Origin of the sequence: Microbacterium testaceum, assembly GCF_003075375.1 — a bacterium.
GTDB lineage: Bacteria > Actinomycetota > Actinomycetes > Actinomycetales > Microbacteriaceae > Microbacterium > Microbacterium testaceum_E.
This window is the reverse complement of sequence record NZ_QDFT01000010.1, coordinates 1-23,620: the sequence shown is the minus strand read 5'-3', so window position 1 is coordinate 23,620 and position 23,620 is coordinate 1. Positions and strand designations below refer to the sequence as shown.

Genomic DNA, 23,620 nt, shown 5'->3' with positions numbered 1-23,620 from the left:
ATGATCGAATACCGCGTCGCCGACGACGTCGCCGAGATCGTGCTGAACGCCCCGACTCGACGCAACGCCCTCGGCCCGGACGACCTGCGCGCGCTCGCCGCCGCCTACGACCGCGCCGAGGCCGACGGGGCGCGGGCGGTGCTGCTGCGCGGCGAGGGGCCGTCGTTCTGCGCCGGTCGCGACATCTCGGGCGTCGATCCCGCGACCGACGACGTCGCGGGCTACCTCGACGACACCCTCGCGCCGCTGCTGCGCCGTATCGCCGGTTTTCCGGCGCCGACGTTCGCGGCGGCCCACGGCGCGTGCCTGGGGGTCGGGCTGGGCCTGCTGATCGCGACGGACGTCGTGTACGTCGCCGACACGGCGAAGATCGGGTCGCCGTTCGCGGCGCTCGGGGCGACCCTGGACTCGGGGGGCCACGCCCTCTTCGTCGAGCGGCTCGGCACCCACGCCACCCTCGACCTCGTCTACACCGGACGCCTGATGTCCGGCGACGAGGCCGTGCGGGCGGGTCTGTTCTCGCGCGTCCTCCCCGCCGACGAGGTGACGGATGCCACGACCCTGGCCGCGCGGCGCACCGCGGCGGGTCCGACGGCGGCGTTCCGCGCGAGCAAGCGCATCGTGTCGGCCCTCCGCGACGAGCGGCTGGGGCTGTGGGAGGCGATGGCGCTCGAGAACCGCGCGCAGGCCGCGCTGGCCGCCACCAAGGACTATCACGAGGGTTTCGCCGCGTTCCAGGCCAAGCGCCCGCCGTCGTTCACGGGTCGCTGAGCGCGGGCCCGCTGTCGTTCTCGTGGGGCGGACCGATCGTCGTCCTGATTGAATCGGGGGATGCCGAGCATCGACGAAGAACTCGCGGCCTTGCGGCGACGGGCGTACGCCCCGGACGGAGACATCGCGGCCGACCCCGCGGCGATGGCCCGCCTGGTCGAGCTCGAGGAGCGGGCGGCGGCTGCGTCGGTCCCGGACGCGCGTGCAGCGGCCGTCCCCGCCCCAACCCCGGCCCCGGACGCCGACGCCGAGGCGGGACCGGCGGACCCGTCCGCGCAGGACGAACGCCCCGACGAGCTCGAGCCGGACGCCCCCGCCGAGCCGGCCCGGCATCCGCGATCCCGATTCCGGATGCCGCGACCGCGCCGGTCGATAGTGGTCCTGCTGACCGCCGCGGCGCTGGTGGTCGGCTGCGCGGTCACCGCCCTCGTCGTCGTGCAGCGCGTGCAGACGGATCCGCTGCAGGTGGGCGCGACGCAGATCGCCCGCCTCGCTCCGGATCCGGACTTCCCGGTCCCGAGTTCGTTCGCCCGGGGCGTGACGGGCAAAGTGACCGCGTACGAGGAGTTCCAGGGCTTCCGCGTGGTCTCGTACCCGTCCTTCGAGACGGGGGAGGGCGCGTCGCAGTGCCTGACGGTCTGGCAACCCGCTCTGCTGTCGGAGGTGGGCAACGGCACCTCCTACGACGGTCGCTACCTGCTCTTCGCGTGCGGGGCGGGTGTCTTCCCCGCGAGCGCGACGCTGCTGCTCGGCGCGGACTCGCCCGAGAAGCGCAACTCCGATCTTCCGGCCGGCACCGCCCTGCAGTTCGTCTACGACGCCGCCTCGGATGAGGTGGTGGTGTTCGAGGGCTGAGCGCCCCGGCATCCATCCCGTCCTGCCCCGTATGGTCCGCGAGGCTGCACGCTGCTGACGACTCGGCGTCAGGATGTCGCCGACTTGTCAGCCGCGTGCAGTCTCGCGGCGAAAAGGGGCCACGCACGACGACGCCCCGGCGCGAACCGGGGCGTCGTCGACGAGCGGGTCTCAGGCCGCGGTCGTCACCGCGAACTGCACCGAGCCCTGCTCGGGGTCGATCTGCGCGTCGAGGACGCGATCGTCGAGCACGGCGGCGGCGTCGCCGTCGAGGAAGACGCGCGCTCCGGCGCTCTCGACGACGGTGTCGGACGGCTCGGGGGCGTCGACGACCGACAACGCGAACTGCGACTCGGGCGAGCCGGCGCCCTCGATGCGCACCCCGCCCTGCGGGGCGTCGGGGATCTGCGCGGTGATGGTCTTGACGGCGGTCGTGGCCTCTTCGGTGAGCGTCAGCATTGGTGACTCTCCTTCTCTGATCGACGACAGGAGTCAGCCACGATGCCGAGAACCGGCCCTGCTCTCAACCTCAGGCGCCCATTGCCAGGGCTTTCCCACCGGTCGTCCAGGGGTCAGGGGAGCAGCCCCGCGCGCCGCGCCCGGGTCACCGCCGCGTGCCGGGTCGAGGCGTCCAGCTTCGACATCGCCGAGGCCAGGTACGACTTCACCGTGGTCTCTCGAAGCCCCAGGGATGCCGCGATCTCGCCGTTCGTCGACCCCACCGCCGCGCACGCCAGCACGTCGATCTCGCGGCGCGACAGGTGGATGTCGGTGTCGACCGAGCCGGTCGGCGCGTCGCCGGTGAGGGCGGCCAATCGCCCCTCGATGTCTTCGAGGCGACGGCGCAGGTCGTCGTCGCCCACGGTCGCCGCGATACCCCGCAGCTGCGCGTAGCTCTCGCGGATCTCTTCTCGCGCACCGGCGCTGATGCCGCCCTCGGGGGCGGGGGAGCGGGCGAGGCGTCGCTCGACCTCGGCACGCACGCGCAGTTCGGTGCCGAGCTCTCCGGCCACGTCGAACGCGGGGCGCGCCTCGACCTCGCCGACGGGCGCTTGCGCCCACGAGCCGCAGTAGAGCACGCCGCGGGCGGCGCCACTCACCAGGACGGGTACCGCGAACAGCGTCGCAATCCCCTCGCCGAGGATGGCGCGGTCGTAGTCGTGGGTGATCGTGCGCGAGGTGCGGTAGTCCAGGGTCATCCGGGGCCGGCGTTCCACGAGGGCGCGGCCACCGAGGCCGCGGGTGGCGTGCACGACCAGGCCGTCGATGCTGCGGGTGCGGGCGCCCACGATGGTGGTCACGTGGACGGCGCCGTCGTGCTCGAGACCGCCGAAGGCGACGGGGAAGTGCGTGCGTCGGGCGAGTTCGGACACAGCGTGCGACACGAGGGTCGCATCGTCTCGAAGAGCGGAGGGTGCGGACACGCACTACCTACTTCCGGGGGTGACGGCGTCGTCGCCGCGTTTCGTAGCGTCGACCATACCACCGGGGAAGCAAAGGCCGACCCGGACTTTTCTCCCCGATCGGCGCAGTGCTGCGCCGTACTCATGAGGCAAGGAGGCCACATGACGGACCGTCGGATCGACGACGCTCACACGAGCGGCGTCGACTACATCGCGGTCGAGGAGTCCGCCCCGTTCCGGGAGTTGAAGCGGCGTCAACGCAGCTTCGTCTTCCCGCTCGCGGTGGCGTTCCTCGTCTGGTACTTCGTCTACGTTCTGCTGTCGTCCTTCGCGCCCGGGTTCATGGCCCAGCCCGTGTCGGGCGCGATCACCGTCGGCCTGCTGTTCGGCCTGGGGCAGTTCGTCACCACGTTCGCCATCACGATGGGCTACGTCGCGTACGCGAACCGTCGCCTCGACCCGGGCGCCGAGCAGCTGCGCGATGAGCTCGAGCGCGCCGAGGGAGGTCGCTCGTGAACGACGTGCTCGCCTCCATCGACGCGGCCGTGCAGACGGTCGAGAACAACCCGGTGCTGAACATCTCGATCTTCGGCGCCTTCGTCGCGGTGACGCTGTTCATCGTCATCCGCGCCAGCCGCAACAGCAAGACCGCCGCGGACTACTACGCCGCGGGTCGCTCGTTCACCGGTCCGCAGAACGGCTTCGCGATCGCCGGCGACTACCTGTCGGCGGCGTCGTTCCTGGGGATCGTCGGCGCGATCGCGATCAACGGCTACGACGGATTCCTGTACTCGATCGGGTTCCTCGTGGCGTGGCTCGTGGCCCTGCTGCTGGTGGCCGAGCTGATGCGCAACACGGGCAAGTTCACGATGGCCGACGTGCTGTCGTTCCGTCTCAAGGAGCGCCCGGTGCGCATGGCTGCGGCGATCACCACGCTCGCGGTGTGCTTCTTCTATCTGCTCGCGCAGATGGCCGGTGCCGGTGGTCTGGTGTCGCTGCTGCTGGGCATCACCGAGCGCGTGGGGCAGTCCATCGTCGTCGCCGTGGTCGGCATCCTGATGATCGTCTACGTGCTCATCGGCGGCATGAAGGGCACCACGTGGGTGCAGATCGTCAAGGCGTTCCTGCTCATCGGCGGCGCCGTGGTCATGACCGTCTGGGTGCTGGCGATCAACGGGTTCAGCCTGAACACCCTGCTCGAGAGCGCGGTGGCCGCGTCTCCGAAGGGGGATGCCGTGCTCGCGCCGGGTCTGCAGTACGGCAAGAACCCGTGGGACTTCATCTCGCTGGCCCTGGCCCTCGTGCTCGGCACCGCCGGCCTGCCCCACGTGCTGATGCGCTTCTACACGGTGCCCACCGCGAAAGAGGCCCGTCGGTCGGTGGTGTGGGCGATCTGGCTGATCGGCCTGTTCTACATCCTCACCCTCGTCCTGGGTTACGGCGCGGGAGCGCTCGTGGGCTCCGAGACCATCCTGGCGGCACCGGGCGGCGTGAACGCCGCGGCCCCGCTGCTCGCCTTCGCCCTCGGCGGTCCCCTGCTGCTCGGGTTCATCTCGGCGGTGGCGTTCGCGACGATCCTGGCGGTGGTGGCGGGCCTCACGATCACCGCGGCGGCGTCGTTCGCGCACGACATCTACGCCAATGTGGTGAAGAAGGGCGACGTGCCGCCGGACGGCGAGGTCAAGGTCGCCCGTCGTACGGTGATCGTCATCGGTGTGCTGGCGATCCTCGGCGGCATCGGCGTGCAGGGGCAGAACGTGGCCTTCCTCGTGGCGCTGGCCTTCGCGGTCGCCGCCTCGGCGAACCTGCCGACGATCCTGTTCTCGTTGTTCTGGCGGCGCTTCACCACGCGCGGCGCGGTGTGGAGCATGTACGGCGGCCTGGGTTCGGCGCTGGTGCTCATCTTCCTCTCGCCGGTGTTCTGGGGGACGCCCACCAGCGTCTTCGCGAACACGGGGGTGGCGATCTGGCCCCTGAACAACCCGGGCATCGTGTCCATCCCGCTCGGCTTCTTCTTGGGGTGGCTGGGATCGGTGACCTCGCGCACCGCCGAGGACCGCCGCAAGGCCGCCGAGATGGACGTCCGTTCCCTCACCGGCTTCGGCGCCGAGAAGGCGTCCAACCACTGACGGTCGCCGCTCGACGAGGGAGCGCCCGGTCACCGCGTCTCGCGGGGCCGGGCGTTCCGTCGTTCAGCCCGCCGCGCGCAGGCCCCCGGCATCCCGAACCGCCCCCTCGAGATCAAGCAGATGCCGCTTGATCTCGGGGTGGCCGCCGTACTCTCCGATCGAGCCGTCGGCGCGCACCACCCGGTGCACCGGCACCACGATCGAGAACGGACTCGAGGCGCACGCGGTGCCGACCGCGCGGGCCGCGCCCGGCGCCCCGGCCATGACGGCGACCTCGCCGTAGGCCGCGGTCTCGCCGTAGGGAATCTCGAGCGTCGCTTCGAGGGCCGCGCGGGCGAAGCCGCGGACCAGGCGCCAGTCGAGCGGCACGTCGAACGCCTGTCGTGCGCCGTCGAAGTACTCGTCGAGCTGGCGTACGAGGTCGGCGCCCGGGGCGGGATCGGGATCGGGGACGACGCCGAGCCGGGCGGCGATCTCGGCGCGCGAGCGGTCGAGCCCCTCGTGTGCGACGTCGAGGCGCACGAGCGCGTCGTCGACGAAGGTGAGCAGGACGGGGCCCACCGGGCTGTCGTAGTCGGTGCTGGTGACTCTGTTCATGCGCCCATCCTGAAGACCCCCTCGACGGCGCGGACCGGCCCCGCCGCGATCGGGGGAGAGCGCGGCCGGATGTCCTGTCGGGGAGGAACGGCCGGTGATCCGGCGTGTCGCCGATTGTCGCGAAACTCGGGCCCGCTGCGCGCGATCCCGAGTCGCCCGGCTTAGTCTGACAGGTGTGTGGCGAGCTGAGGACGGTACCGTGACCGGTGCCCACGGAGACGATTCGACGTCGTCCGTCGATCCGGGCGAGCTGCGATTGTCGGAGCCCGGCATCGTGGTCCGCCACGTGGCCGACCCCGAACGCGACCGTATCCGGTCCGAGGCCGCCGCCCTCGGTGGGCGCTCGACGCTGCTGCGATTCGACGACGCGCGCGACGCGGGCATCGACATCACCAAGGCGCACCCCGGCTCCCTCCCGCAGTTCATCACGGGGCGCGCCACCATGCTCTCCAACCTGTTCCGCGACGAGGTCGCGCTGCGCACGGCCCGCATGGCCGCCGACCGCATCACCGCGAAGAACGTCGAGCTGCGCACCGCCCGCGGCCTCGAACCCGTGCACCTCGCCGTGGGCCTGGCCGCGTGGAAGATCGGCGGGGTCGAGTGGTCGGCCCCCGTGCTGCTGCGCCCGCTGGCGATCCGCCGCCACCACGGCGACTTCGAGCTGAAGCTCCATGGCGCGTTCGTCATGAACCCCGAGCTGGCGCGCGCGTTCCGCACGCACCTCGGCATCCAGATCGACAGCGCCGCCCTCGCGGGCCTGGCCTACGACCAGGGCGTCTTCAAGCCGCAGCCCGTCATCGACCACATCCGCCGCCTGACCTCGCACGTGCCGACGTTCGTCGTGCACCCGCGCCTGGTCATCTCGTCGTTCGCCGACGTCGGCTCGGGCATGGCGCGCGACACCCACGACCTCGACGACACGCTGCTGAACGCTCTCGCCGGTCATCCCGACGACCGCGCGCGGATCACCGTCCGCCGCGCCGAGCCGGTGGTCGTCGGCCCCGACGAGCGCACGCCCGCGGCCGACACGCTGCTCCTCGATGCGGATGCCGAGCAGGAGCGCGTCCTCGCCCGCATCTCGGCGGGTCACTCGCTCGCGGTGCACACGCTGCCCGGCACCGGTGGCACGCAGACGGTCATCAACGCGATCGGTCAGCTCGTCCACGCGAACAAGCGCGTGCTCGTGGTGAGCGCGCGCCGCTCCACGCTCGACGGCATCCGCCATCGCCTGGCCGGAGTGGGTCTGACGGGCCTCGCGGTGTCGCCGCACCACGTGCGCCGCGACCTCATCCGCGCGATCGGGCGGAACGAGAAGGCCGAGCAGCCCAAGGTGGCCGAGATCGACGACGCCCTGGTGCGCCTGCGCACGGTGCTGCGCGATTACCGCTCCGCCGTCACCGAGCCGCACCTGGCGCTGGGCGTCTCGGCGCTCGACGTGCTGCGCGCCCTGACGTCTCTGGCATCCACTTCTCCGGCTCCCTCGACCGAGGCCCGTTTCGACCTCGCCACCCTCGAGAAGCTCGCGGGGCGCAGGGATGCCGCGGCCCGCGCGCTCGCGATGGCCGCGCGCCTGGGCGAGTTCCGGTTCGGACCCGACGATTCGCCCTGGTACGGCGTCAGCTTCACCCGCACCGAGGACGCACGCGCCGCCCACGATCTCGCCGGAAAGCTGCACACGCAGGAAGTACCGCGACTGCTCGAGCGCGGCTACGAGCTCATCGCGCAGACGCGCATGCGGCCGTTCCAGACGGTGTCGGAGCTCGGGTCGTACCTCAAGCTGCTGCAGGGCATCCGCGAGTCGCTTGACCGGTTCAGCCCCAGCGTCTTCGAGCGTCCGCTCGGCGAGCTGATCGACGCGCACTCCCCGCGGCGCGACGCCTCGGCGATGAGCGGCCCCAACCGTCGCCGCCTCAAGCGCCTGTCGAAGGAGTACGTGCGCCCGGGCGTGCACGTCCCCGACATGTACGAAGCGCTCGTGCGCATCCAGCAGCAGCGCACCGAGTGGCAGCGGGTCGTCGAAGCCGGCGTCACCCCCGAGGTTCCGCTGGGACTGGCCGACGTGCACGTGGCGTGGCAGCGCACCGATGCGCTGCTCGGCGAGCTCGACCAGATCCTCGGCCGCCAGGGCTCCGAGCGCCTCGCGACGCTGCCCGTGCAGCGGCTCGTGCGCACCCTCGCCGGCCTCGCGGCCGAGTCGACGTTCTTCGACAACCTCGTCGAGCGCGCGCAGCTGCGCTCCGAGCTCGCCCGCCTGGGTCTGGAGCAGTTGCTCGTCGAACTGTCGGTCCGCCATGTCCCCGAGGAGCGGGTCGGCACCGAGCTGGAGTTCGTCTGGTGGCAGTCGGCGCTCGAGCACCTGCTGCGCACGGATCGGGCGCTGCTGGGGGCCAACACGAGCGTCGTCGACCGTCTCGAGCGCGACTTCCGTCTCGTCGACGAGGCCCATGCCGCCGCCGCCGGACCGCTGCTGGCGGCCGAACTGGCGACGCAGTGGCGCATCGGCATCGTCGACCACGCTGACGAGGCCACGGCGCTCAAGCGCGTCCTCAAGGACGGCCTGCACACGGCGCAGGAGATCTCGGATGCCGCGCCCACGCTGCTGCGCACCCTCGCGCCGGTGTGGCTCGCGTCGCCCTACGAGGTGCCCGACGTGCCGCACGACCTGGCGTTCGACGTGGTGATCATCGCCGACGCCGCCGCGCTGTGCCTGGCCGAGGCGACCCCGGCGCTGCGCCGTGCGCGGCAGATCGTGCTGTTCGGTGACCCGGTGGTGCAGAAGCCGACGCCGTTCCGCGTCAGCGCCTCGGTCGATCCCGCGGTCGACGAGACCGACGAGGTGCCCTTCGACGGGGTGTCGGTGTTCGAGCGCGTCGCCGAGCTGCTGCCGGTCGAGACGCTCACCCGCAGCTACCGCGCCGGGGGAGAAGACCTCTCGCAGCTCGTCAACGACGCCTTCTACGGCGGCGAGATCGTGTCGCTGCCCTGGGCCGGTTCGTACCTGGGTCGCGGCAGCCTGAGCGTGGATTACGTCGAGGGCGGCGTCGGTGCGCCCGATCCCGTCAGCGGCGCGGTCGAGAGCCCCGACGCCGAGGTCGCCCGCGTGGTCACTCTGGTCGTGGAGCACGCGGTCAACCGCGCGTCCGAGTCCCTCATGGTCGTCACCGCGAGCCGCAAGCACGCCGAGCGCGTGCGCGCCTCGGTCGTGGCGGCGCTGGCGGGGCGGTCGGACGTGGCCGAGTTCGTCTCGAGGGATGCCGCCGAGCCCTTCGCCGTGCTGACGCTCGAGGAGTCGGTGGCCGAGAGTCGCGACCGGGTGGTGTTCTCGCTCGGGTTCGGACTGACCCGCCACGGGCGCGTGCTGAGCGACTTCGGCGACCTGTCGACCCCCGACGGCGAGCGCCTGCTGACCGTGGGCATGACGCGGGCGCGACGCTCGATGGTGATCGTGTCGTCGATCCGTCCCTCCGCGTTCGACGACGGTCGTCTCGAGCACGGTGCGGCGACCCTCATGGGCATCCTCGGCAACGTCGCGGCCCGCGGCCGCGAGAGCCGTCTCGAGGATCTCGCCGATCCCCTGACCCGTGCGCTGGCGCGGGAGCTCCGTCGCCTGGGCGTCGAGGTCGACGTCGACTACCGCGGTCTGCTGCCCCTTGTGGCCCGCCACCAGGGCAAGGCCGTCGTCGCCGAGAGCGACCCGGAGTCGGGTGGCGAGTCGCTGCGCGAGACGCTGCGCCTGCGCCCGCAGATCCTGCGTCGCCTCGGCTGGCATTACGTGCGCGTGCACGCCTTCGACCTCTACAGCGATCCCGCCGGTGTGGCCGCGCGCATCGCCGAGCTGCTGGGCATCGCCCCCGAGGGCGACGCGCCGCCGGAGTCGACGACCGAGCCCCTCGACCTGCCCGGCTGAGCGTTCGGAGATGCAGATTCCGGATGCCGGTTCCCCCGGCGCCCCGGACGAGGTCCCGGTCCCTTCGACGGATTCGGGGTCCTCGGTCGAGCGTGAGGGGGCCGAGCCCATCGAAGCCCCCGACACGGCCGCGCGTCAGCCGGTCGTCCGGGTGCGGGGGGCGCGTCGCGCGCGCCTGCTCGCCGCACCGGGGACCACTGCCGAGCCCGCCCCCGCCGACGAGCGGGAACGCGGCGCGGGTGCGAGCCCCGCGGCATCCGGACCCAACGACGACCGCATGCTGCGGGACGTCCCACCCCACTATTGACCGTGGACGCGGCCGACCCCGGGACGCGACGACGCCCGCGCCGGAGATGCTCCGGGCACGGGCGTCGTGAGGTCGGGCGCGGCCGTTCAGGCGCGGTCGTTCTGGCGCTCGAGCAGGTCGCGGATCTGCACGAGCAGTTCCTGCTCGGTCGGCAGCTTGGGCTCTTCGGACTTCTCGGCTCCCACTCCCGCGCGCGCTGCGGCGATGGCCTTCCAGCGGTTCATCGGGTAGACGAACACCAGGTAGACCACGATGGCGACGGCGAAGAAGCTGATGATCGCGGTCAGCAGGCCGCCGAGCGGGAACGTGACCGCCTGGCCGTAGATGCCCGTGATCGTCGGACCGAACTCGCCGTTCTCGTTCGGCTTGTAGAAGATCTCGACCAGCGGGTTGATGAGTGCGCTGACGATCGCGTTGACCACGGCCGTGAACGCCGCGCCGATGACGACGGCGACCGCGAGGTCGATGACGTTGCCGCGGAGGATGAACTCCTTGAATCCCTTGATCATGCGCTGGCTCCCCTTCTGCCGCGCCGACCGTGGCTCAGGAGGCCGAGGACGGGGCGGACGTCTTCGTTTCCGACTTCGATGATGTCGAAGAAGACGACGAGCCGCCAGAAGCCGCGCCGGAGGACCCGCGCGAATCCGTGCGGTAGAAGCCCGAGCCGTTGAAGGTGACGCCGATCGAGCCGTACTGCTTGCGCACCTCGCCGCCGCATTCGGGGCACTCGGTCAGAGCGGCATCCGAGAAGGACTGCACGGCGTCGAAACGGTGGCCGCACTGCTTGCAGGCGTAGGAGTAGGTGGGCATGGCGATCCTTCGGGTGTTCAGGAGGTGGGGGCGGCGATCGCGACCGTGCGCGTAGGTGTGACCACGCCCGTGACGGGCTGGTCGTGCACGTCGCGGGGCACGTCGTCGACGAACTCGGAGTCGAAGATGACCGCGTAGACCGGGGGGCAGCGCTCCATCGAGCCGAGGGTCTTGTCGAAGTAGCCGCGGCCCCAGCCGAGGCGCATGCCGCGGTGGTCGACGGCGGCCGCCGGGATCACCAGCAGGTCGACGTCGTTGACGGCGATGGGTCCCAGGACGTCGCCGACCGGTTCGGGCAGGCCGAACATGCCCTCGGTGATCTCGGTGTCGGGTGTGGCCACGCTCCAGTCGAGCAGGCCGTCCTCGCGGGTGATCGGGAGGAGGACCCGGATGCCGCGCGCCACCGCGCCCGACACGAAGGCGTGGGTGCCCGGTTCGGTGGGGGTCGACAGGAAGCACGAGATGCTGCGTGCCCCGATGCGGTCGACGAGGGCGTCGAGCTGTTCTTTGACGCCCGCCTCGGCCACCTCGCGCGCGTGGGCGGAGACGGTCTGGCGGCGTTCGCGCAGGTCGGCGCGGAGCGCGCGTTTGGCCTGCTCGATGCGATCCGGCATGCGCGTAAGTCTACGTGCGCGTGTGTAACGGCGACGTCACACGGTCCCGCTAAGGTAGCCCCATGCCTCACAAGCCCTTCAAGGCCGTCATCCCGGCCGCAGGCCTCGGTACCCGCTTCCTGCCCGCCACCAAGGCCATGCCGAAGGAGATGCTGCCGGTCGTCGACAAGCCGGCCATCCAGTACGTGGTCGAAGAGGCGACCGATGCCGGCATCCAGGACGTCCTGATCATCATCGGTCGCAACAAGAACAACATCGCCAACCACTTCGACTCGATGCCCGAGCTCGAGACCAAGCTGCGCGAGAAGGGCGACCACGACAAGCTCGCCAAGGTCGAGCACTCGTCCGACCTCGCCGACGTGCACATGGTGCGCCAGGGCGAGCCCAAGGGCCTCGGGCACGCGGTGCTGCGCGCCCGCAGCCACGTCGGCGACCACCCCTTCGCGGTGCTGCTCGGCGACGACCTCATCGACGAGCGCGACCCGCTGCTCACCAAGATGATGGACGAGTACGACAAGCGTTCGGCGACGATCATCGCCCTCATGGAGGTCGACCCGGCGCACATCCACCTCTACGGCGTCGCGGCCGTCGAGCCGACGGACGAAGAGGACGTCGTCAAGGTCACGCAGCTCGTCGAGAAGCCCAGCGCCGAAGACGCTCCCTCGAACCTCGCGATCATCGGCCGTTACGTGCTGGGCCCCGACGTGTTCGACATCCTCGAGCGCACCGAGCCCGGCAAGGGCGGCGAGATCCAGCTCACGGACGCCCTCGAAGAGCTCGCGACCGGCGGCGGAGACGGCGGCGGCGTGTACGGCGTCGTCTTCCGCGGGCGCCGCTACGACACCGGCGACCGCGTGGACTACATCAAGGCCATCGTGCAGCTCGCCGCCGATCGCGACGACCTCGGTCCGGCGCTGCGCCCCTGGTTCAAGGAGTTCGCGCAGGGTCTCTGACCCCGCGAGTGCCATGGATCTCTCCGTCCCACGGCGGCACGGCGAGGTGTCGATCCGACTCATCCGCAACCGTGACGCGCGTGTCCTCCAGCAGCAGCTGATCGACAACCGCGCCTGGTTGCGCCGGTGGGAGGCGACCAGCCCCGACGGCCCCGTCTCGTTCGACATGCGTCTCGGCATCCGTCGTCTTCTGCAGCAGTTCCGCGACGGCCTCGGCGTGCCCTTCGTCATGGAGTGGCAGGACGAGGTCGCCGGTCAGCTGAACGTGTGGGGCGTCTCGCGCGGCTCCCTCGCGTCGGCGACGATCGGCTACTGGGTGGCCGAGGAGTACGCGGGCCGCAACATCACCACGATCGGCGTGGCGATGGCGACCGACGTCTGCTTCACGATGCTCAACCTGCACCGCATCGAGATCTGCATCCGCCCCGAGAACCACGCGAGCCTGAGGGTCGTCGAGAAGCTCGGTTTCCGGTACGAGGGGCTGCGGCGCCGCTACATCCACATCGACGGCGACTGGCGCGACCACTACTCGTTCGCGCTCGTCAAAGAAGAGGTGCCGCACGGCGTGCTCGACCGCTGGGAACGCGGGCAGGTGCCGCCCGACGCGGCGCGCATCCCTCCCGCCGATCGCCTCTGACGGGTCCTTGCGTCTACTTTCCCCGAGTCTCGGCACGACACGCGGGGGGATGCCGAGGTGTGATCTCCGGGTGACCTACCTTTGACCCATGGGTGGGCAGGTTCTCAGCGGTGGCGTGATCGTCTTCGTCGCGGTCGCGCTCTGGTTGGTGTATCTCCTTCCGTCGTGGCAGAGCCGGCACCGGTTCACCTCGGCCGAACGCAATGCCGTCCGCCTCAATCAGGCGCTGCGTGTGCTCGCCGAGACGGCCGAGACGCCCCGTGAGGTGCGTCTGGAGCTGACCGCGCGCACCGCCCATCAGCAGCAGAAGCTCGCGCGTCAGATCCAGGCCGAGAAGGCGCAGACCGAGCTGGCGGCCGCGAAGGCGCGCCTCGAGGTCGCACGTCTCGAGAGCGCCCGCGATCGCGACGTCGTCAAGGAGCAGCGCGCCGCCGCCCTCGAGCTGGCGCGCGCCGAGCGGGCCGCCGCCGTGCACGTCGCCCGCGCCGAGCGGGCCGCAGCGCTCGAGAAGAGCCGCGCCGACCGGGCTGCCGCCGTCGAGCGTGCGCTGGCCGAGCGGGCCGCCGCCGTCGCCGTGCCGGCGGCACGTCGCGCGCGCATCCGTCGCCGCTTCCGTCTGGCCGTCACCACGGTCGCCCTGACGGGCCTCGTCGCTGCGATCGTGGGCGTGGTGCAGGTCGCCGGGGGAGCGGCTCCGGTGCTGTTCGTCGCGGGTGTCGCCGTGGTCGTGGCATCCCTCGTCCTTCTTCGTCGTATCGCGCTGGTCGCCGCCCGCACCGCGGTGGCGCCCGTGATCGTCGCCGCAACCCACGCCGCCGTCGAGCTGCAGGATGTCGCGCTGGTGCCGACGCCTCGTCCGACGTGGACGCCGCGCGAGCTGCCGCGCCCCCTCGTCGCCTCGGTCGGTTCGCGCGCCGCGGCCGTCGTCGACGAGCAGATCGCGCGCGACGCCCTGCGCGCCGCGGCGCGAGAAGAGGCGGCGCGCTCGATCGCCGCCGAACAGGCTCCTACACCGATCGAGACGGCTCGTCCCGCGGCCGTGGCTCCGGCGCCCTCGCCGTACGCGGCCATGGGGTACGTCGACGACAGCGAGATCCAGGATCACGTGCAGCGGCTGCTCGCGCGCCGCGCCTCGGGCGAGTAATCCCCGTCGTCTCGTTTCGTCTTCTGCGGCTCCGGCCCGAGGCCCGGGCTCGTTTAGTTGGCGGGCGCTGCGCGGGCACAGCGGCGGGCCGAATCGGTGACACGCCGGGTCGGCTGCTCTTTCGGCCGGGGTGTCGGCATTTTTCCCGCCGTTGTGCCCGTGTCCCGCGCGGGCCGCCGTGGCCCCGTCAACGCGGCGATCCCCGTGTGGGCACAGCGGCGGGCCGGATCCGTGACACGCCTGGTCGGCTGCTCTTTCGGCCGGAGTGTCGTGATTTCTCCCGCCGTTGTGCACGTGTTCCGCGGGTGCCGCTGTGGCCCCGTCGACGCGGCGATCCCCGTGTGGGCACAGCTGCGGACCGGATCGGTGACATGCCGGGTCGGCTGCTCTTTCGGCCGGGGTGTCGTGATTTCTTCCGCCGTTGTGTCCCGAGTCGCACGTGCCGCCGTGGCCCCGTCGACGCGGTGGTTCCCGCGTGGGCACAGCGGCGGGTCGAATCGGTGACACGCCGGGTTGGCCGCTCCTCCGACCAGGGTGTCGGAATTTCTCCCGCCGTTGTGCACGTGTTCCGCGGGTGCCGCTGTGGCCCCGTCGACGCGGCGATCCCCGTGTGGGCACAGCTGCGGGCCGGATCCGTGACATGCCTGGTCGGCTGCTCTTTCGGCCGGGGTGTCGTGATTTCTCCCGCCGTTGTGTCCGTCTCCCGCACGTGCCGCCGTGCCGCCATCGGCGCGGCATGCGGCGCGGGGCATATGCGGCGGCGAGACGGCTGATCGCGCTGCCGGGATGGTCTCAGCACGGCCTAAGGGCGTGATAGTGTTGTCGAGTTGTCCGGGCCTGTGGCGCAGTTGGTAGCGCGCCTCGTTCGCATCGAGGAGGTCAGGGGTTCGAATCCCCTCAGGTCCACCACGCCCGGCTTGTAAAAGCCTGCAATGCGCACGGCTTGAGCCGAGCGAGTCGCTGAGGAAGGTCATCGCGACCAACACCCACCCCGGCTACTCATCGGGCTGAGACGCGCCGCGTTTTCTGAGCCGGATCGCCCCCGCCGGGCACGCTGCGCGTGCAGGTGCCGACCCCTCTAGCTCCGTGGAAGAGACGCACGTTCGGTTTTCTCCCGGGACACTGACGTTGCGCTCGTCAGCCATCCCCGCGGTCACGGGGAGCAGTCGGGTCGACGAGGAGGGCGCGGGTGAGGGTCTGTTCCACCCAGTCGCGATACCGGCCCAGATCGTATCCGAGTCGGGTGACGAGCAGACTGTAGGTTTCCGGACTCGCGATCACCCACGCGGTGTCGACTGCTCCGTGGCCCGTCAGCCCCGGTGCGAAGTGTTCTTCGGGGATGTGGCCGATGATGCGAGCGAAGAGTCGGTGTCGCTTCATCTGCAGCTCGCTCCAGTCTTCCGCGATCTCCGTATCGCTCCCGGCAGCGTCTCGGTAGATGCTCCAGCCGATCGCGGCGCGGCGCGCTACGTCGGCGACCACTGCGGCCAGCAGAGCGACGCGCTCCGCGGGGCTCAGGTCTTCAGCGAAGCGGCCGGCGGCCTCCTCCGGCGAAGCCGCGTCCCCTGCCAAGGCCTTCTCGAGGTAGCCACGCAGTAGAGCCCGTTTGCTTCCCCACGCAAGATACAGGGTTTGAACGGAGACGCCGGCGACCTTCGCGAGAGAGGCGACTGTCGTGGCCGAATAGCCCCGGGTCTCGAATTCGCTCGCGGCCGCCTCGAGGATGCGGTTGCGAGTGTCCGCTCGAAGGACCTCTCCGACCCGCTTCTGTCGACTGCGCGGATCTGGAGCAGAGCGATCGGTGGATGCCATGAAGCCAGTTTACTTCATGCTATGGATTGACCTTCCAAAGCATCAGAATTACGCTCAAAAGCATGAGGCAGCAACCGTCGATGACGACACCGATCGATAGGCCGTGGAAGCGTCCGGGGCGAGCAGCCTATGCGCGAGCGCGATTCGTTGCTTTTCGCAAGCCGCCGATCACGGTCTATCCCATGCCTGATGACGTGGTGAAGGACGAGGATGTCGCTGTGAGGATGCGCGACGGGGTCACCCTGCGTCTGAACCTGTATCGACCCGCGAAAGCCGAGGGACTCCTGCCCGTCCTGCTGTGCGCGCACCCGTATCGGAAGGACGCGCTCCCCAAGCTCAAGAGAGGTCACTGGTCGGTCAATCCGCAATTCCGGATCATGAACCAGTCGGAGCCCCTTCGCATCTCGGATCAGACGAGCTGGGAGGCGCCGGACCCGGTCTGGTGGGCGCAGCACGGGTACGCGGTCGCGAACCTCGACACCCGCGGCGGCGGCCGATCCGAAGGACGCGGAGATCTTCTCTCCGACCAGGAGGCCGACGACATCGCGCAGGTCATCGGCTGGCTCGCGTCCCAACCGTGGAGCAACGGCCGGATCGGGATGCTCGGGGTCTCGTATCTCGCCCTCTCTCAGTACAAGGTCGCGGCACTCAATCCACCCGCATTGAAGGCGATCTCCCCGTGGGAGGGGTTCACCGATGCCTACCGCGACTTCTTCACCGCGGGCGGCGTCGTCGAGAACGGGTTCGCCCGCGTCTGGCTGGCGATCACCAAGCGCGCCGCACGACTTGTGAGCGACATGTCGGTGGATCGGCGCCAGCATCCGCTCCGCGACGCGTGGTGGCAAGAGCTGACTCCGGACCTCGCGAAGATCACGGTGCCGATTCTCGTCTGCGCCAGCTTCTCGGACGCCAACCTTCACAGCGTCGGCTCGATGCGCGCTTTTCAGAGAGTGAGCTCCCCGGAGCGCCACGTCTACACTCACCGCGGGCCGAAATGGGCCACGTTCTACGGTGCGGAGGCCCTCCGCCACCAGGTGGATTTCTTCGACAAGCATCTACGTCAACTCGACGCGACGACACTGCCGTCGATGCGGCTTGAAGTCCGTGATCGCCGAGACCACGTGGTCGAGGTTCGAGACGAGTCCCAGTGGCCGCTCGCGCGCACGCAGTGGACACGTCTCTTCCTCGGAGTCGACGGGGCGATGGGAGTTGCTCCGGATGCCGCGGGAGAGATCTCCTTCGACCTGAAGCGCGAGGCGTCAGCATTCGAGTATCGCTTCGACACGGACACCGAACTCAGCGGGCCGATGAACCTTCGACTCACCGTGACCACTCACGGTGCGACGGATCCGCGGCTGTTCGTCGGAGTCGAGAAATGGGCAGATGGCGCGCCAGTCCCGTTCGAGGGGTCCTACGGCTTCGGTCGCGACCACGTCGCCCAGGGCCGCTTGCGCCTGGCTCTGCGGCAGCTCGACCCAACCAGCGCCCCGCACCGACCCGAACACCGCTTCGATGCCGAACTCCCCGTGCGGGATGGCGAGCCGATGGACGTGCAGATTCCCTTGAGTTCCTCCGCGACCCTGTTCCGCGCAGGTGAGAGCATCCGACTGCTGATCGGGGGCCGCTATCTGCAACCACGTAACCCGCTCTTCGGTCACTTTCCCACCCACTACGAGCCGAGCAAATCCGGCCGAGCCACGCTCACATGGAGCCACGAGGACCCGGCATTCCTGGAGATTCCGATCGTGCCGCTCGACGCTCGACAGGCTTGATGCGCCGTCGCAACGTCACATCCTGGGGGGCCTGGCTCGTCAGTAGCGGATGGCGCCGATGACCCTCACCCGCACCGCCACGAGCGCGGGAAGGAGTCCGGCCAGCGCGCCGACAGCGGTGGCAGCGACGAGTCCGGTCATCGCGGCATCCACCGGGAAAGGCGGGGAATCGCTGACCATGCCCTGCCCGATCAGGTGCGCAGAACCGGCGACTGCACCACCAGCACCGAAGCGCTCACCCCGACCGCTCCAGCGACGTTGACGAGTCCGAGGGCAGCAGGACGAGCACAGCGATCCCGGTGACGACCAGCTTGGTCACCAGGAAGGGATCGTCGCCGTAGCTCGCCCGGTCGTTGCGCGACACCTGCACCTGCACGTCTGCGTCCAGAGCGCTCGCCAGGTCGCGCGTGAGAAGGGTGGTCAGCGTATCGGACAGCTCCGCCGGCACCCACATCTCGTACTGCGTCGACGGGGCTCCGCCACCGTAGGGGTCGGCGGCGGCGGCCGAGGCGCCCCGTTCGCCGATCGCTGCGTCTTGAAGGCGCTGTCGCTGTTCGGCGAGCATGAACATCGACGGTTGCGTATCCCATGTCGCTGCGGGGGTCACTCCGATCACGTCGGCGGTGGTGCCCCCGGCGGGGATACCCGAGGCGGCGCCCGGTACGCCCTGCCCGCCGAGCGCGACGGCGGGGTGCGAGGCGAGCGGGGGTCGTCCCATCCGATCCCAGAAGACCTCGTTGACGATCAACCGGGGGCGAGCTGGGCCTCGTCCGCATCGCTGAACCACGTGCCCGCGATCAGTCGCACGCGGTGCATCTCGCCGTAGGGCTGGTCCACGGCCTGCGCGGCGACATACGCACCACGCCCCGGCCGCATCGGAACGGTCGGGGCGTGGCATCCACGGATCAGAGGCGGGTCACTCCTTCGGAGGGGCCACGACGCGGGGCGTGGTGGGGTCGAGCGGAGCCCCGGTGCCCAGGCGCGCGTGTCCGCGGGAGTAGGCGAAGTAGATCGCGAAGCCGAGGGCGAGCCAGATCAGGAAGCGCAGCCACGTCTCGACCGACAGGTTGAGCATGAGGTACGTGCAGATGAGCGCCGACAGGATCGGCAGCACGGGGTTCAGCGGCACGCGGAAGCCGCGCTTGAGGTCGGGGCGCTTGCGACGCAGCACGACCACCCCGATCGACACGAGCACGAACGCCGACAGCGTGCCGATGTTCACCATCTCTTCGAGGATGCCGATGGGCGTGAAGCCCGCGACGATCGCCACGATCACCGTCACGATGATCGAGATGACCCACGGGGTGCGGAAGCGCGGGTGCACCTTGGCGAGGCCGCCCGGGAGCAGGCGGTCGCGCGACATGGCGAAGATGATGCGGGTCGCGCCGATCAGCAGCGTCAGCACCACGGTCGTGAGGCCGGCGACGGCACCCGCGGCGATGACCGTGGCCATCCACGTCTGTCCGTGGAAGGCGAAGGCGTTCGCGAGCGCGGCCTGCGGGTTCAGCTCGGAGTAGGGGACCATACCGGTCACGACGACGGCGACCGCGCAGTAGAGGATCGTGCAGATCACGAGCGACGCGATGATGCCGATCGGCAGGTCGCGCTGCGGGCGCTTGGTCTCTTCGGCGGTGGTGGCCACGACGTCGAAGCCGATGTACGCGAAGAACACCAGTGCGGCACCGGCGAGGATGCCGCCGACACCGAAGGTCGCCGGCTCGAGCCCCGACAGGAACTGCAGCAGCGGTTGGGTCAGGCCCGACGCCGACTCGGTCGGCACGCTCTCGGGAACGAAGGGGCTGTAGTTGGCCGGATTGATGAACAGGATGCCGGCGATGATCACGAACAGCACGATGAAGAGCTTCACGGCGACGAGCACCAGGTTGACCCGCAGCGATTCCTTGATGCCGACCGTCATGAGACCGCCCAGCACCAGGACGAGCAGGATCGCGGGGATGTCGACGATGCCGCCGGACGAGAGGTTCTCGGGGAGCACGATGCCGATCTGACCGAGGAACGCGCCCAGGTACGCGCTCCACCCCTGTGCGACGACGCTCGCGCCCAGGAACATCTCGAGGATCAGGTCCCAGCCGATGATCCACGCGAACAACTCGCCCAGCGAGGCGTAGGAGAAGGTGTAGGCCGATCCCGAGACGGGGACGGTCGAGGCGAACTCGGCGTAGCACATGGCCGCGAGCCCGCAGGCGATGGCGGCGATGATGAAGCTGATGACCACCGCGGGGCCGGCGACCTCGTTGGCGGCGCGGCCGGTCAGGGTGAAGATGCCGGCGCCGATCACGACGCCCACGCCGAAGACGGTCAGGTCGACCGCGCTGAGGGATTTCTTGAGCCGGAATTCCGGCTCGTCGGTGTCGGCGATGGACTGCTCCACCGACTTGGTGCGGAATAGGCTCACGAGATGCTTCCTCTGTCTGAGGTGGCGCCCAGGGAACGAACACCACCTCCGGGAGGATAGTCCCTCGTGGCGTCCTCGACAGTGGCCTCGACGGTCGGGCGCAAAGCTGCTTTATCAGACGCGAATACGCATGGGTTATGAGATGCATTCGGGTGTATGGTTTGCATATTATGGCTATGAAGCACATCACCCACCTCGTGGACGACCTCGACGGCTCTGTTCTCGAAGACGGACAGGGAAAGCAGATCACTTTCTCGGTCGAAGGCCGGGCTTACGAGATCGACCTCTCCGACCGAAATGCCGACAAGTTCTATTCGGCGATCGCGCCTTTCGTGGATGCCGCCCGCTCGGTCTCGCGCGGGAACACCACCGCTCGTCGTGGCCGTGGTGAACGCCGCACCAGCGATGTCGACCTGGGTGCGGTACGCGAATGGGCGCGGTCGAACGGACACACCGTGAGCGACCGCGGCCGCGTTCCCTCGTCCATCCTGGACGCGTACAACGAGGCGAATTCCTGATCGTTCTCCGGCGCTCCGGGGAGAAAGCGTGACAACGCCTCTCTCCCCGGGCGCCGTTTCTCAATTCGCCGTCCTGGACGCCCTTCTGGGCGGCGTGTATTCGCAGGGCATCGCCGCCCGCGATGTGCGCGCGCTGGGTGATACGGGGATCGGGTGCTGCGAGGGACTGGGCGGCGAGGTCATCCTGATCGACGGCGACCTGCTCGAGTGCACCGCCGACGGCCCGCCCCGGCTGATGGACGACGACGAGGTTCTTCCGTTCGCCGACGTCTGCACCATCGGTCCCTCGCCGGCCGTTCCCACCGATCGCGGGGATCTCGCCGTTTTCCGCGCCCTCGTCGAGGAACGGCTGCGCAGCCGCAACCTCTTCCACGCGGTTCGCTGGGACGGCACGATCGACCGCATTCGCACGCGTGTCACTCGGCGCCAGTCCCCGCCGCTGCGTCCGCTCGCCGACGTCGCCGCGGAGCAGATCGAGACCGAGACGGTGGCCGTCGAGGGTTCTTTCGTCGGATTCTGGATGCCGCGGATCTACCAGGGAATCACGGTGGCAGGGCTGCATCTGCATTTCATCAGCGCGGATCGGTCGGTGGGCGGCCATGTGCTGGAAGCGGATCTCGGCCCGGGCCTCTTGCGCGTGACGGCGTTCGCCGACTTTCATCTGCGGGTGCCGACGGATGACCGTTTTCTCGCCACCGAACTCTCTCATGACGATGATCACCGAATCGTCGCGGTCGAGAATGGTGAATGATTCGCACTCACTGAATGAGGAAGGCATCGGCGCGTTCCTCCGAGGGGCGAAAAGCAGGGTGAAATATCCCCGACGCAACGGTACGCCCGCGTGAGCGCCTCATAAGGTCGGCGCATGGCGAAAAAGCACATCACCCAGTTGATCGACGATCTCGACGGCACCGTCATCGACGATGGAACGACGGTGCACTTCTCTCTCGAGGGCCGCGCCTACGAGATCGATCTCTCCGAAGACAATGCAGAGAAATTGCGCGATGCATTTCGACCGTTCATCGCGGCCGGACGCACCGCCGGGTCCGCGCACGTTCCGCTCCGACGGGCATCCCGACCGCGCGCCGTTCCGACACGCGACCTGGTCGACGTGCGGTCGTGGGCGGAGAAGAACGGATTTGCCATCAGCGATCGCGGCCGCATCTCGGAAAGCATTCTGACGGCCTACGACGCCGCACACTGAACACCCCACCGACGAATGCGAAAGCCGGGCGCCGAAACACGGCACCCGGCTCTCGTCGTTCCGAGCGTCAGACCAGGGCGTTCGTCGCCGTGCCCGCGGCGAGGCGTTCGGCGGCCAGGCCTTCGGCGGCGGCCAGAGGCGTCACGCCGCGCGCGGCGGCCTCGTCGAAGACGCGGCGCACGGTGTCGCCGATCCCCGCGACGCGGCCCATGATCTGCTCGAGCGTGCCGCGTTCTTTCGCCACCAGATCGAGGTAGATGACGCCACCGGCGTTGACCACGAAGTCGGGGGCGTACAGGATGCCGCGCTGCGCGAGGCGCTCGGCGCCGGAGCGCTCGGCGAGGGGGTTGTTGGCGGGCCCGCACACGGCGCGGGCGTCGAGGGCGTCGATCACCTCGTCGGTGAGCACTCCGCCGATGCCCGCGGGCACGAACACGTCGGCCGGGATCAGGTGCGCCTCACCCGGCTCGACCCACGCCGCGCCGAGCTCGGCGGCGAGGGTGCGCTTGGCGGGGTTGACGTCGGTCACGGTGAGCGCGGCGCCCTCGGTGGCGAGACGCTCGGCGAGGCGGCTGCCCACCTGACCGAGACCCGCGATCGTGATGCGTCGGCCGGCGACGTCGCCGGTACCGGCGACGCGCTCCAGCGTCGCCACGAGCGACGCGTACACGCCCAGGCTGGTCGGCCCCGCGGGCTCGCCCGAACCACCGACCGTGTCGGGCAGACCGACCACGTGCGGCGTGCGCTCGCTGACGACGAGCATGTCGTCGGTGGTCGAACCCACGTCCTCCGCGGTGCGGTACAGACCGCCCAGGCTGTCGACGGCGTCGCCGAGGTCGAGGAAGGCCGCGCGACGACGGTCGGCGTCGAGCACGGTGCCCACGGGAAGGCCGATCACGCTCTTGCCGCCACCCGCGTCGAGACCCGCCGCGGCGTTCTTGAGGGTCATGGCGGCGGACAGACGCAGGGCATCGCCCAGGGCGTCGGTCCACGAGGGGTACGTCCACAGGCGGGCGCCGCCGAGGGCGGAGCCGAGGACCGAGGAGTGCAGGGCGACGGCGATGAACAGGCCGCTGCGGCGTCCCGTCATCACCTCCACGCGCTCGTGGGTGAAATCGGGCAGGGGCAGGGCGTTGGTCATCGCGTTCCTTGTCGTCGGCCGCCTTGTGGGCGGCTCTTCGCGGATGCCGCGGCGTTGCGGCATCCCTTCTCATTCTGACGGCTCGCGGCCCCGGGCGCGAGCCGTGCGGTGGGGCGTGCGGCCCTAGGCTGGCGGGCATGAACGATGCCCTGCCCGCCCGGAGCCGCCTCGTCGCCGCCGCCCTGCGCGACGCGCGGATCGCCGGAGAGATCGTCGTCCTGCCCGATGCCGCGTCGACGGCGGCACTGGCCGCCGCGGCCCTGGGCATCGAGGTGGGCGCGATCGCCAACAGCCTGGTGTTCTGGAGCGACGACGTGCCGCTGCTGGTCATGACCAGCGGCGCGCACCGCGTCGACACCACGGCTCTCGCCGAACGGCTGGGGCGCGGGGCGATCCGCCGCGCGACGCCCGAGCAGGTGCTCGCCGCGACCGGGCAGCCGATCGGCGGTGTGGCTCCGACCGGTCACCCCGCGGCGCTGACGACCATCGTCGACGAGGACCTCGCGGCCTTCGACGAGATCTGGGCCGCCGGAGGGACGCCGCACACGGTATTTCCGCTGACCTTCGACGAGCTCGTGCGGCTGACGGGCGGGACGGTCGCGCGCGTCGCGTGAGGGCGCCGGCGTTCGC

Annotated in this window: 24 protein-coding genes and 1 tRNA gene; 15 read left to right on the top strand and 10 right to left on the bottom strand. The window is 70.1% G+C overall.

Going from position 1 to position 23,620, the window contains the following annotated elements:
• The gene (locus tag DC432_RS05830; RefSeq protein WP_116537067.1) at nucleotides 1-771 is read left to right on the top strand and encodes an enoyl-CoA hydratase/isomerase family protein; all 771 of its coding nucleotides are present in this window, start codon (nucleotides 1-3) and stop codon (nucleotides 769-771) included.
• A 60-nt stretch (nucleotides 772-831) separates the two neighbouring features.
• On the top strand, nucleotides 832-1,626 hold the full coding sequence (locus DC432_RS05825; RefSeq protein ID WP_116537066.1) for a hypothetical protein: 795 nt from the start codon (nucleotides 832-834) through the stop codon (nucleotides 1,624-1,626).
• A gap of 171 nt (nucleotides 1,627-1,797) precedes the next feature.
• On the opposite strand, the gene DC432_RS05820 is transcribed toward DC432_RS05825, so the two are convergent.
• Both DC432_RS05820 and DC432_RS05815 read right to left on the bottom strand, forming a co-directional pair.
• Nucleotides 1,798-2,085, bottom strand: coding sequence for a Fe-S cluster assembly protein HesB (locus tag DC432_RS05820; protein ID WP_116537065.1), 288 nt, complete (start codon nucleotides 2,083-2,085; stop codon nucleotides 1,798-1,800).
• Between the two features lie 113 nt (nucleotides 2,086-2,198).
• On the bottom strand, nucleotides 2,199-3,050 hold the full coding sequence (locus DC432_RS05815) for a helix-turn-helix transcriptional regulator (protein ID WP_116537064.1): 852 nt from the start codon (nucleotides 3,048-3,050) through the stop codon (nucleotides 2,199-2,201).
• 141 nt (nucleotides 3,051-3,191) lie between these two features.
• Between DC432_RS05815 and DC432_RS05810 the strand changes: the two genes are divergently transcribed.
• Entirely contained in the window at nucleotides 3,192-3,545 is a 354-nt protein-coding gene (locus tag DC432_RS05810; protein ID WP_108319199.1) for a DUF485 domain-containing protein, read from the top strand.
• On the top strand, nucleotides 3,542-5,158 hold the full coding sequence (locus DC432_RS05805; protein WP_207770764.1) for a solute symporter family protein: 1,617 nt from the start codon (nucleotides 3,542-3,544) through the stop codon (nucleotides 5,156-5,158). The genes DC432_RS05810 and DC432_RS05805 overlap by 4 nt, the downstream gene beginning before the upstream one ends.
• Nucleotides 5,159-5,221: 63 nt before the next feature.
• On the opposite strand, the gene DC432_RS05800 is transcribed toward DC432_RS05805, so the two are convergent.
• Complete coding sequence (locus DC432_RS05800) at nucleotides 5,222-5,755, bottom strand: methylated-DNA--[protein]-cysteine S-methyltransferase (RefSeq protein ID WP_116537063.1); 534 nt, start codon at nucleotides 5,753-5,755, stop codon at nucleotides 5,222-5,224.
• Nucleotides 5,756-5,954: 199 nt separating this feature from the next.
• Here DC432_RS05800 and DC432_RS05795 point away from each other — a divergent pair, with 199 nt between their 5' ends.
• A complete protein-coding gene (locus tag DC432_RS05795; RefSeq protein WP_116537062.1) occupies nucleotides 5,955-9,662 on the top strand; it encodes an ATP-binding protein in 3,708 nt (1,235 codons plus the stop codon).
• Between the two features lie 10 nt (nucleotides 9,663-9,672).
• Complete coding sequence (locus DC432_RS05790) at nucleotides 9,673-9,969, top strand: hypothetical protein (protein WP_243393047.1); 297 nt, start codon at nucleotides 9,673-9,675, stop codon at nucleotides 9,967-9,969.
• A gap of 86 nt (nucleotides 9,970-10,055) precedes the next feature.
• Here DC432_RS05790 and mscL read toward each other — a convergent pair whose 3' ends face one another.
• Genes mscL through DC432_RS05775 form a run of 3 tightly spaced genes read right to left on the bottom strand, consistent with a single transcriptional unit; the run spans nucleotide 10,056 to nucleotide 11,393 of the window.
• Nucleotides 10,056-10,478, bottom strand: a complete 423-nt coding sequence (gene mscL / locus DC432_RS05785; protein ID WP_116537061.1) for a large conductance mechanosensitive channel protein MscL — start codon at nucleotides 10,476-10,478, stop codon at nucleotides 10,056-10,058.
• 34 nt (nucleotides 10,479-10,512) lie between these two features.
• On the bottom strand, nucleotides 10,513-10,779 hold the full coding sequence (locus tag DC432_RS05780) for an FmdB family zinc ribbon protein (RefSeq protein ID WP_116537060.1): 267 nt from the start codon (nucleotides 10,777-10,779) through the stop codon (nucleotides 10,513-10,515).
• A gap of 17 nt (nucleotides 10,780-10,796) precedes the next feature.
• Entirely contained in the window at nucleotides 10,797-11,393 is a 597-nt protein-coding gene (locus tag DC432_RS05775) for a 5-formyltetrahydrofolate cyclo-ligase (protein ID WP_116537059.1), read from the bottom strand.
• Nucleotides 11,394-11,455: 62 nt separating this feature from the next.
• Here DC432_RS05775 and galU point away from each other — a divergent pair, with 62 nt between their 5' ends.
• The 4 genes from galU to DC432_RS05755 all read left to right on the top strand — a co-directional run bounded on the left by galU (nucleotide 11,456) and on the right by DC432_RS05755 (nucleotide 15,036).
• The gene (galU, locus tag DC432_RS05770; RefSeq protein ID WP_116537058.1) at nucleotides 11,456-12,346 is read left to right on the top strand and encodes a UTP--glucose-1-phosphate uridylyltransferase GalU; all 891 of its coding nucleotides are present in this window, start codon (nucleotides 11,456-11,458) and stop codon (nucleotides 12,344-12,346) included.
• A 13-nt stretch (nucleotides 12,347-12,359) separates the two neighbouring features.
• Nucleotides 12,360-12,983 (top strand): GNAT family N-acetyltransferase, encoded by a 624-nt coding sequence (locus DC432_RS05765; protein WP_116537057.1) that lies wholly within the window; start codon nucleotides 12,360-12,362, stop codon nucleotides 12,981-12,983.
• An 88-nt stretch (nucleotides 12,984-13,071) separates the two neighbouring features.
• Complete coding sequence (locus DC432_RS05760; protein ID WP_116537056.1) at nucleotides 13,072-14,127, top strand: large exoprotein; 1,056 nt, start codon at nucleotides 13,072-13,074, stop codon at nucleotides 14,125-14,127.
• A gap of 833 nt (nucleotides 14,128-14,960) precedes the next feature.
• Nucleotides 14,961-15,036: transfer RNA gene (locus DC432_RS05755), tRNA-Ala, on the top strand.
• Nucleotides 15,037-15,264: 228 nt separating this feature from the next.
• Here the strand turns inward: DC432_RS05755 and DC432_RS05750 are convergent.
• Nucleotides 15,265-15,939, bottom strand: a complete 675-nt coding sequence (locus DC432_RS05750) for a TetR/AcrR family transcriptional regulator (RefSeq protein WP_116537055.1) — start codon at nucleotides 15,937-15,939, stop codon at nucleotides 15,265-15,267.
• A 62-nt stretch (nucleotides 15,940-16,001) separates the two neighbouring features.
• On the opposite strand from DC432_RS05750, the gene DC432_RS05745 reads away from it, so the two are divergent.
• Nucleotides 16,002-17,711, top strand: coding sequence for a CocE/NonD family hydrolase (locus DC432_RS05745; RefSeq protein WP_207770763.1), 1,710 nt, complete (start codon nucleotides 16,002-16,004; stop codon nucleotides 17,709-17,711).
• A 235-nt stretch (nucleotides 17,712-17,946) separates the two neighbouring features.
• Here the strand turns inward: DC432_RS05745 and DC432_RS05740 are convergent, their stop codons facing one another.
• Both DC432_RS05740 and DC432_RS05735 read right to left on the bottom strand, forming a co-directional pair.
• Complete coding sequence (locus DC432_RS05740; protein WP_165801194.1) at nucleotides 17,947-18,429, bottom strand: hypothetical protein; 483 nt, start codon at nucleotides 18,427-18,429, stop codon at nucleotides 17,947-17,949.
• 198 nt (nucleotides 18,430-18,627) lie between these two features.
• The gene (locus DC432_RS05735; RefSeq protein ID WP_116537053.1) at nucleotides 18,628-20,127 is read right to left on the bottom strand and encodes an amino acid permease; all 1,500 of its coding nucleotides are present in this window, start codon (nucleotides 20,125-20,127) and stop codon (nucleotides 18,628-18,630) included.
• A gap of 137 nt (nucleotides 20,128-20,264) precedes the next feature.
• On the opposite strand from DC432_RS05735, the gene DC432_RS05730 reads away from it, so the two are divergent.
• The 3 genes from DC432_RS05730 (at nucleotide 20,265) to DC432_RS05720 (ending at nucleotide 21,849) form a co-directional block, all read left to right on the top strand.
• On the top strand, nucleotides 20,265-20,645 hold the full coding sequence (locus tag DC432_RS05730) for a histone-like nucleoid-structuring protein Lsr2 (protein WP_347707119.1): 381 nt from the start codon (nucleotides 20,265-20,267) through the stop codon (nucleotides 20,643-20,645).
• Nucleotides 20,646-20,673: 28 nt separating this feature from the next.
• Nucleotides 20,674-21,396 carry an acetolactate decarboxylase gene (locus tag DC432_RS05725; protein WP_116537051.1) on the top strand — a complete coding sequence of 241 codons (723 nt, stop codon included), beginning with the start codon at nucleotides 20,674-20,676 and terminating at the stop codon, nucleotides 21,394-21,396.
• Between the two features lie 114 nt (nucleotides 21,397-21,510).
• Nucleotides 21,511-21,849, top strand: coding sequence for a histone-like nucleoid-structuring protein Lsr2 (locus DC432_RS05720; protein ID WP_116537050.1), 339 nt, complete (start codon nucleotides 21,511-21,513; stop codon nucleotides 21,847-21,849).
• A gap of 67 nt (nucleotides 21,850-21,916) precedes the next feature.
• Here DC432_RS05720 and DC432_RS05715 read toward each other — a convergent pair whose 3' ends face one another.
• On the bottom strand, nucleotides 21,917-22,990 hold the full coding sequence (locus DC432_RS05715) for a Glu/Leu/Phe/Val dehydrogenase family protein (protein ID WP_116537049.1): 1,074 nt from the start codon (nucleotides 22,988-22,990) through the stop codon (nucleotides 21,917-21,919).
• A 137-nt stretch (nucleotides 22,991-23,127) separates the two neighbouring features.
• On the opposite strand from DC432_RS05715, the gene DC432_RS05710 reads away from it, so the two are divergent.
• On the top strand, nucleotides 23,128-23,604 hold the full coding sequence (locus DC432_RS05710; RefSeq protein ID WP_116537048.1) for a YbaK/EbsC family protein: 477 nt from the start codon (nucleotides 23,128-23,130) through the stop codon (nucleotides 23,602-23,604).
• The last annotated feature ends 16 nt before the right edge of the window (nucleotides 23,605-23,620 follow it).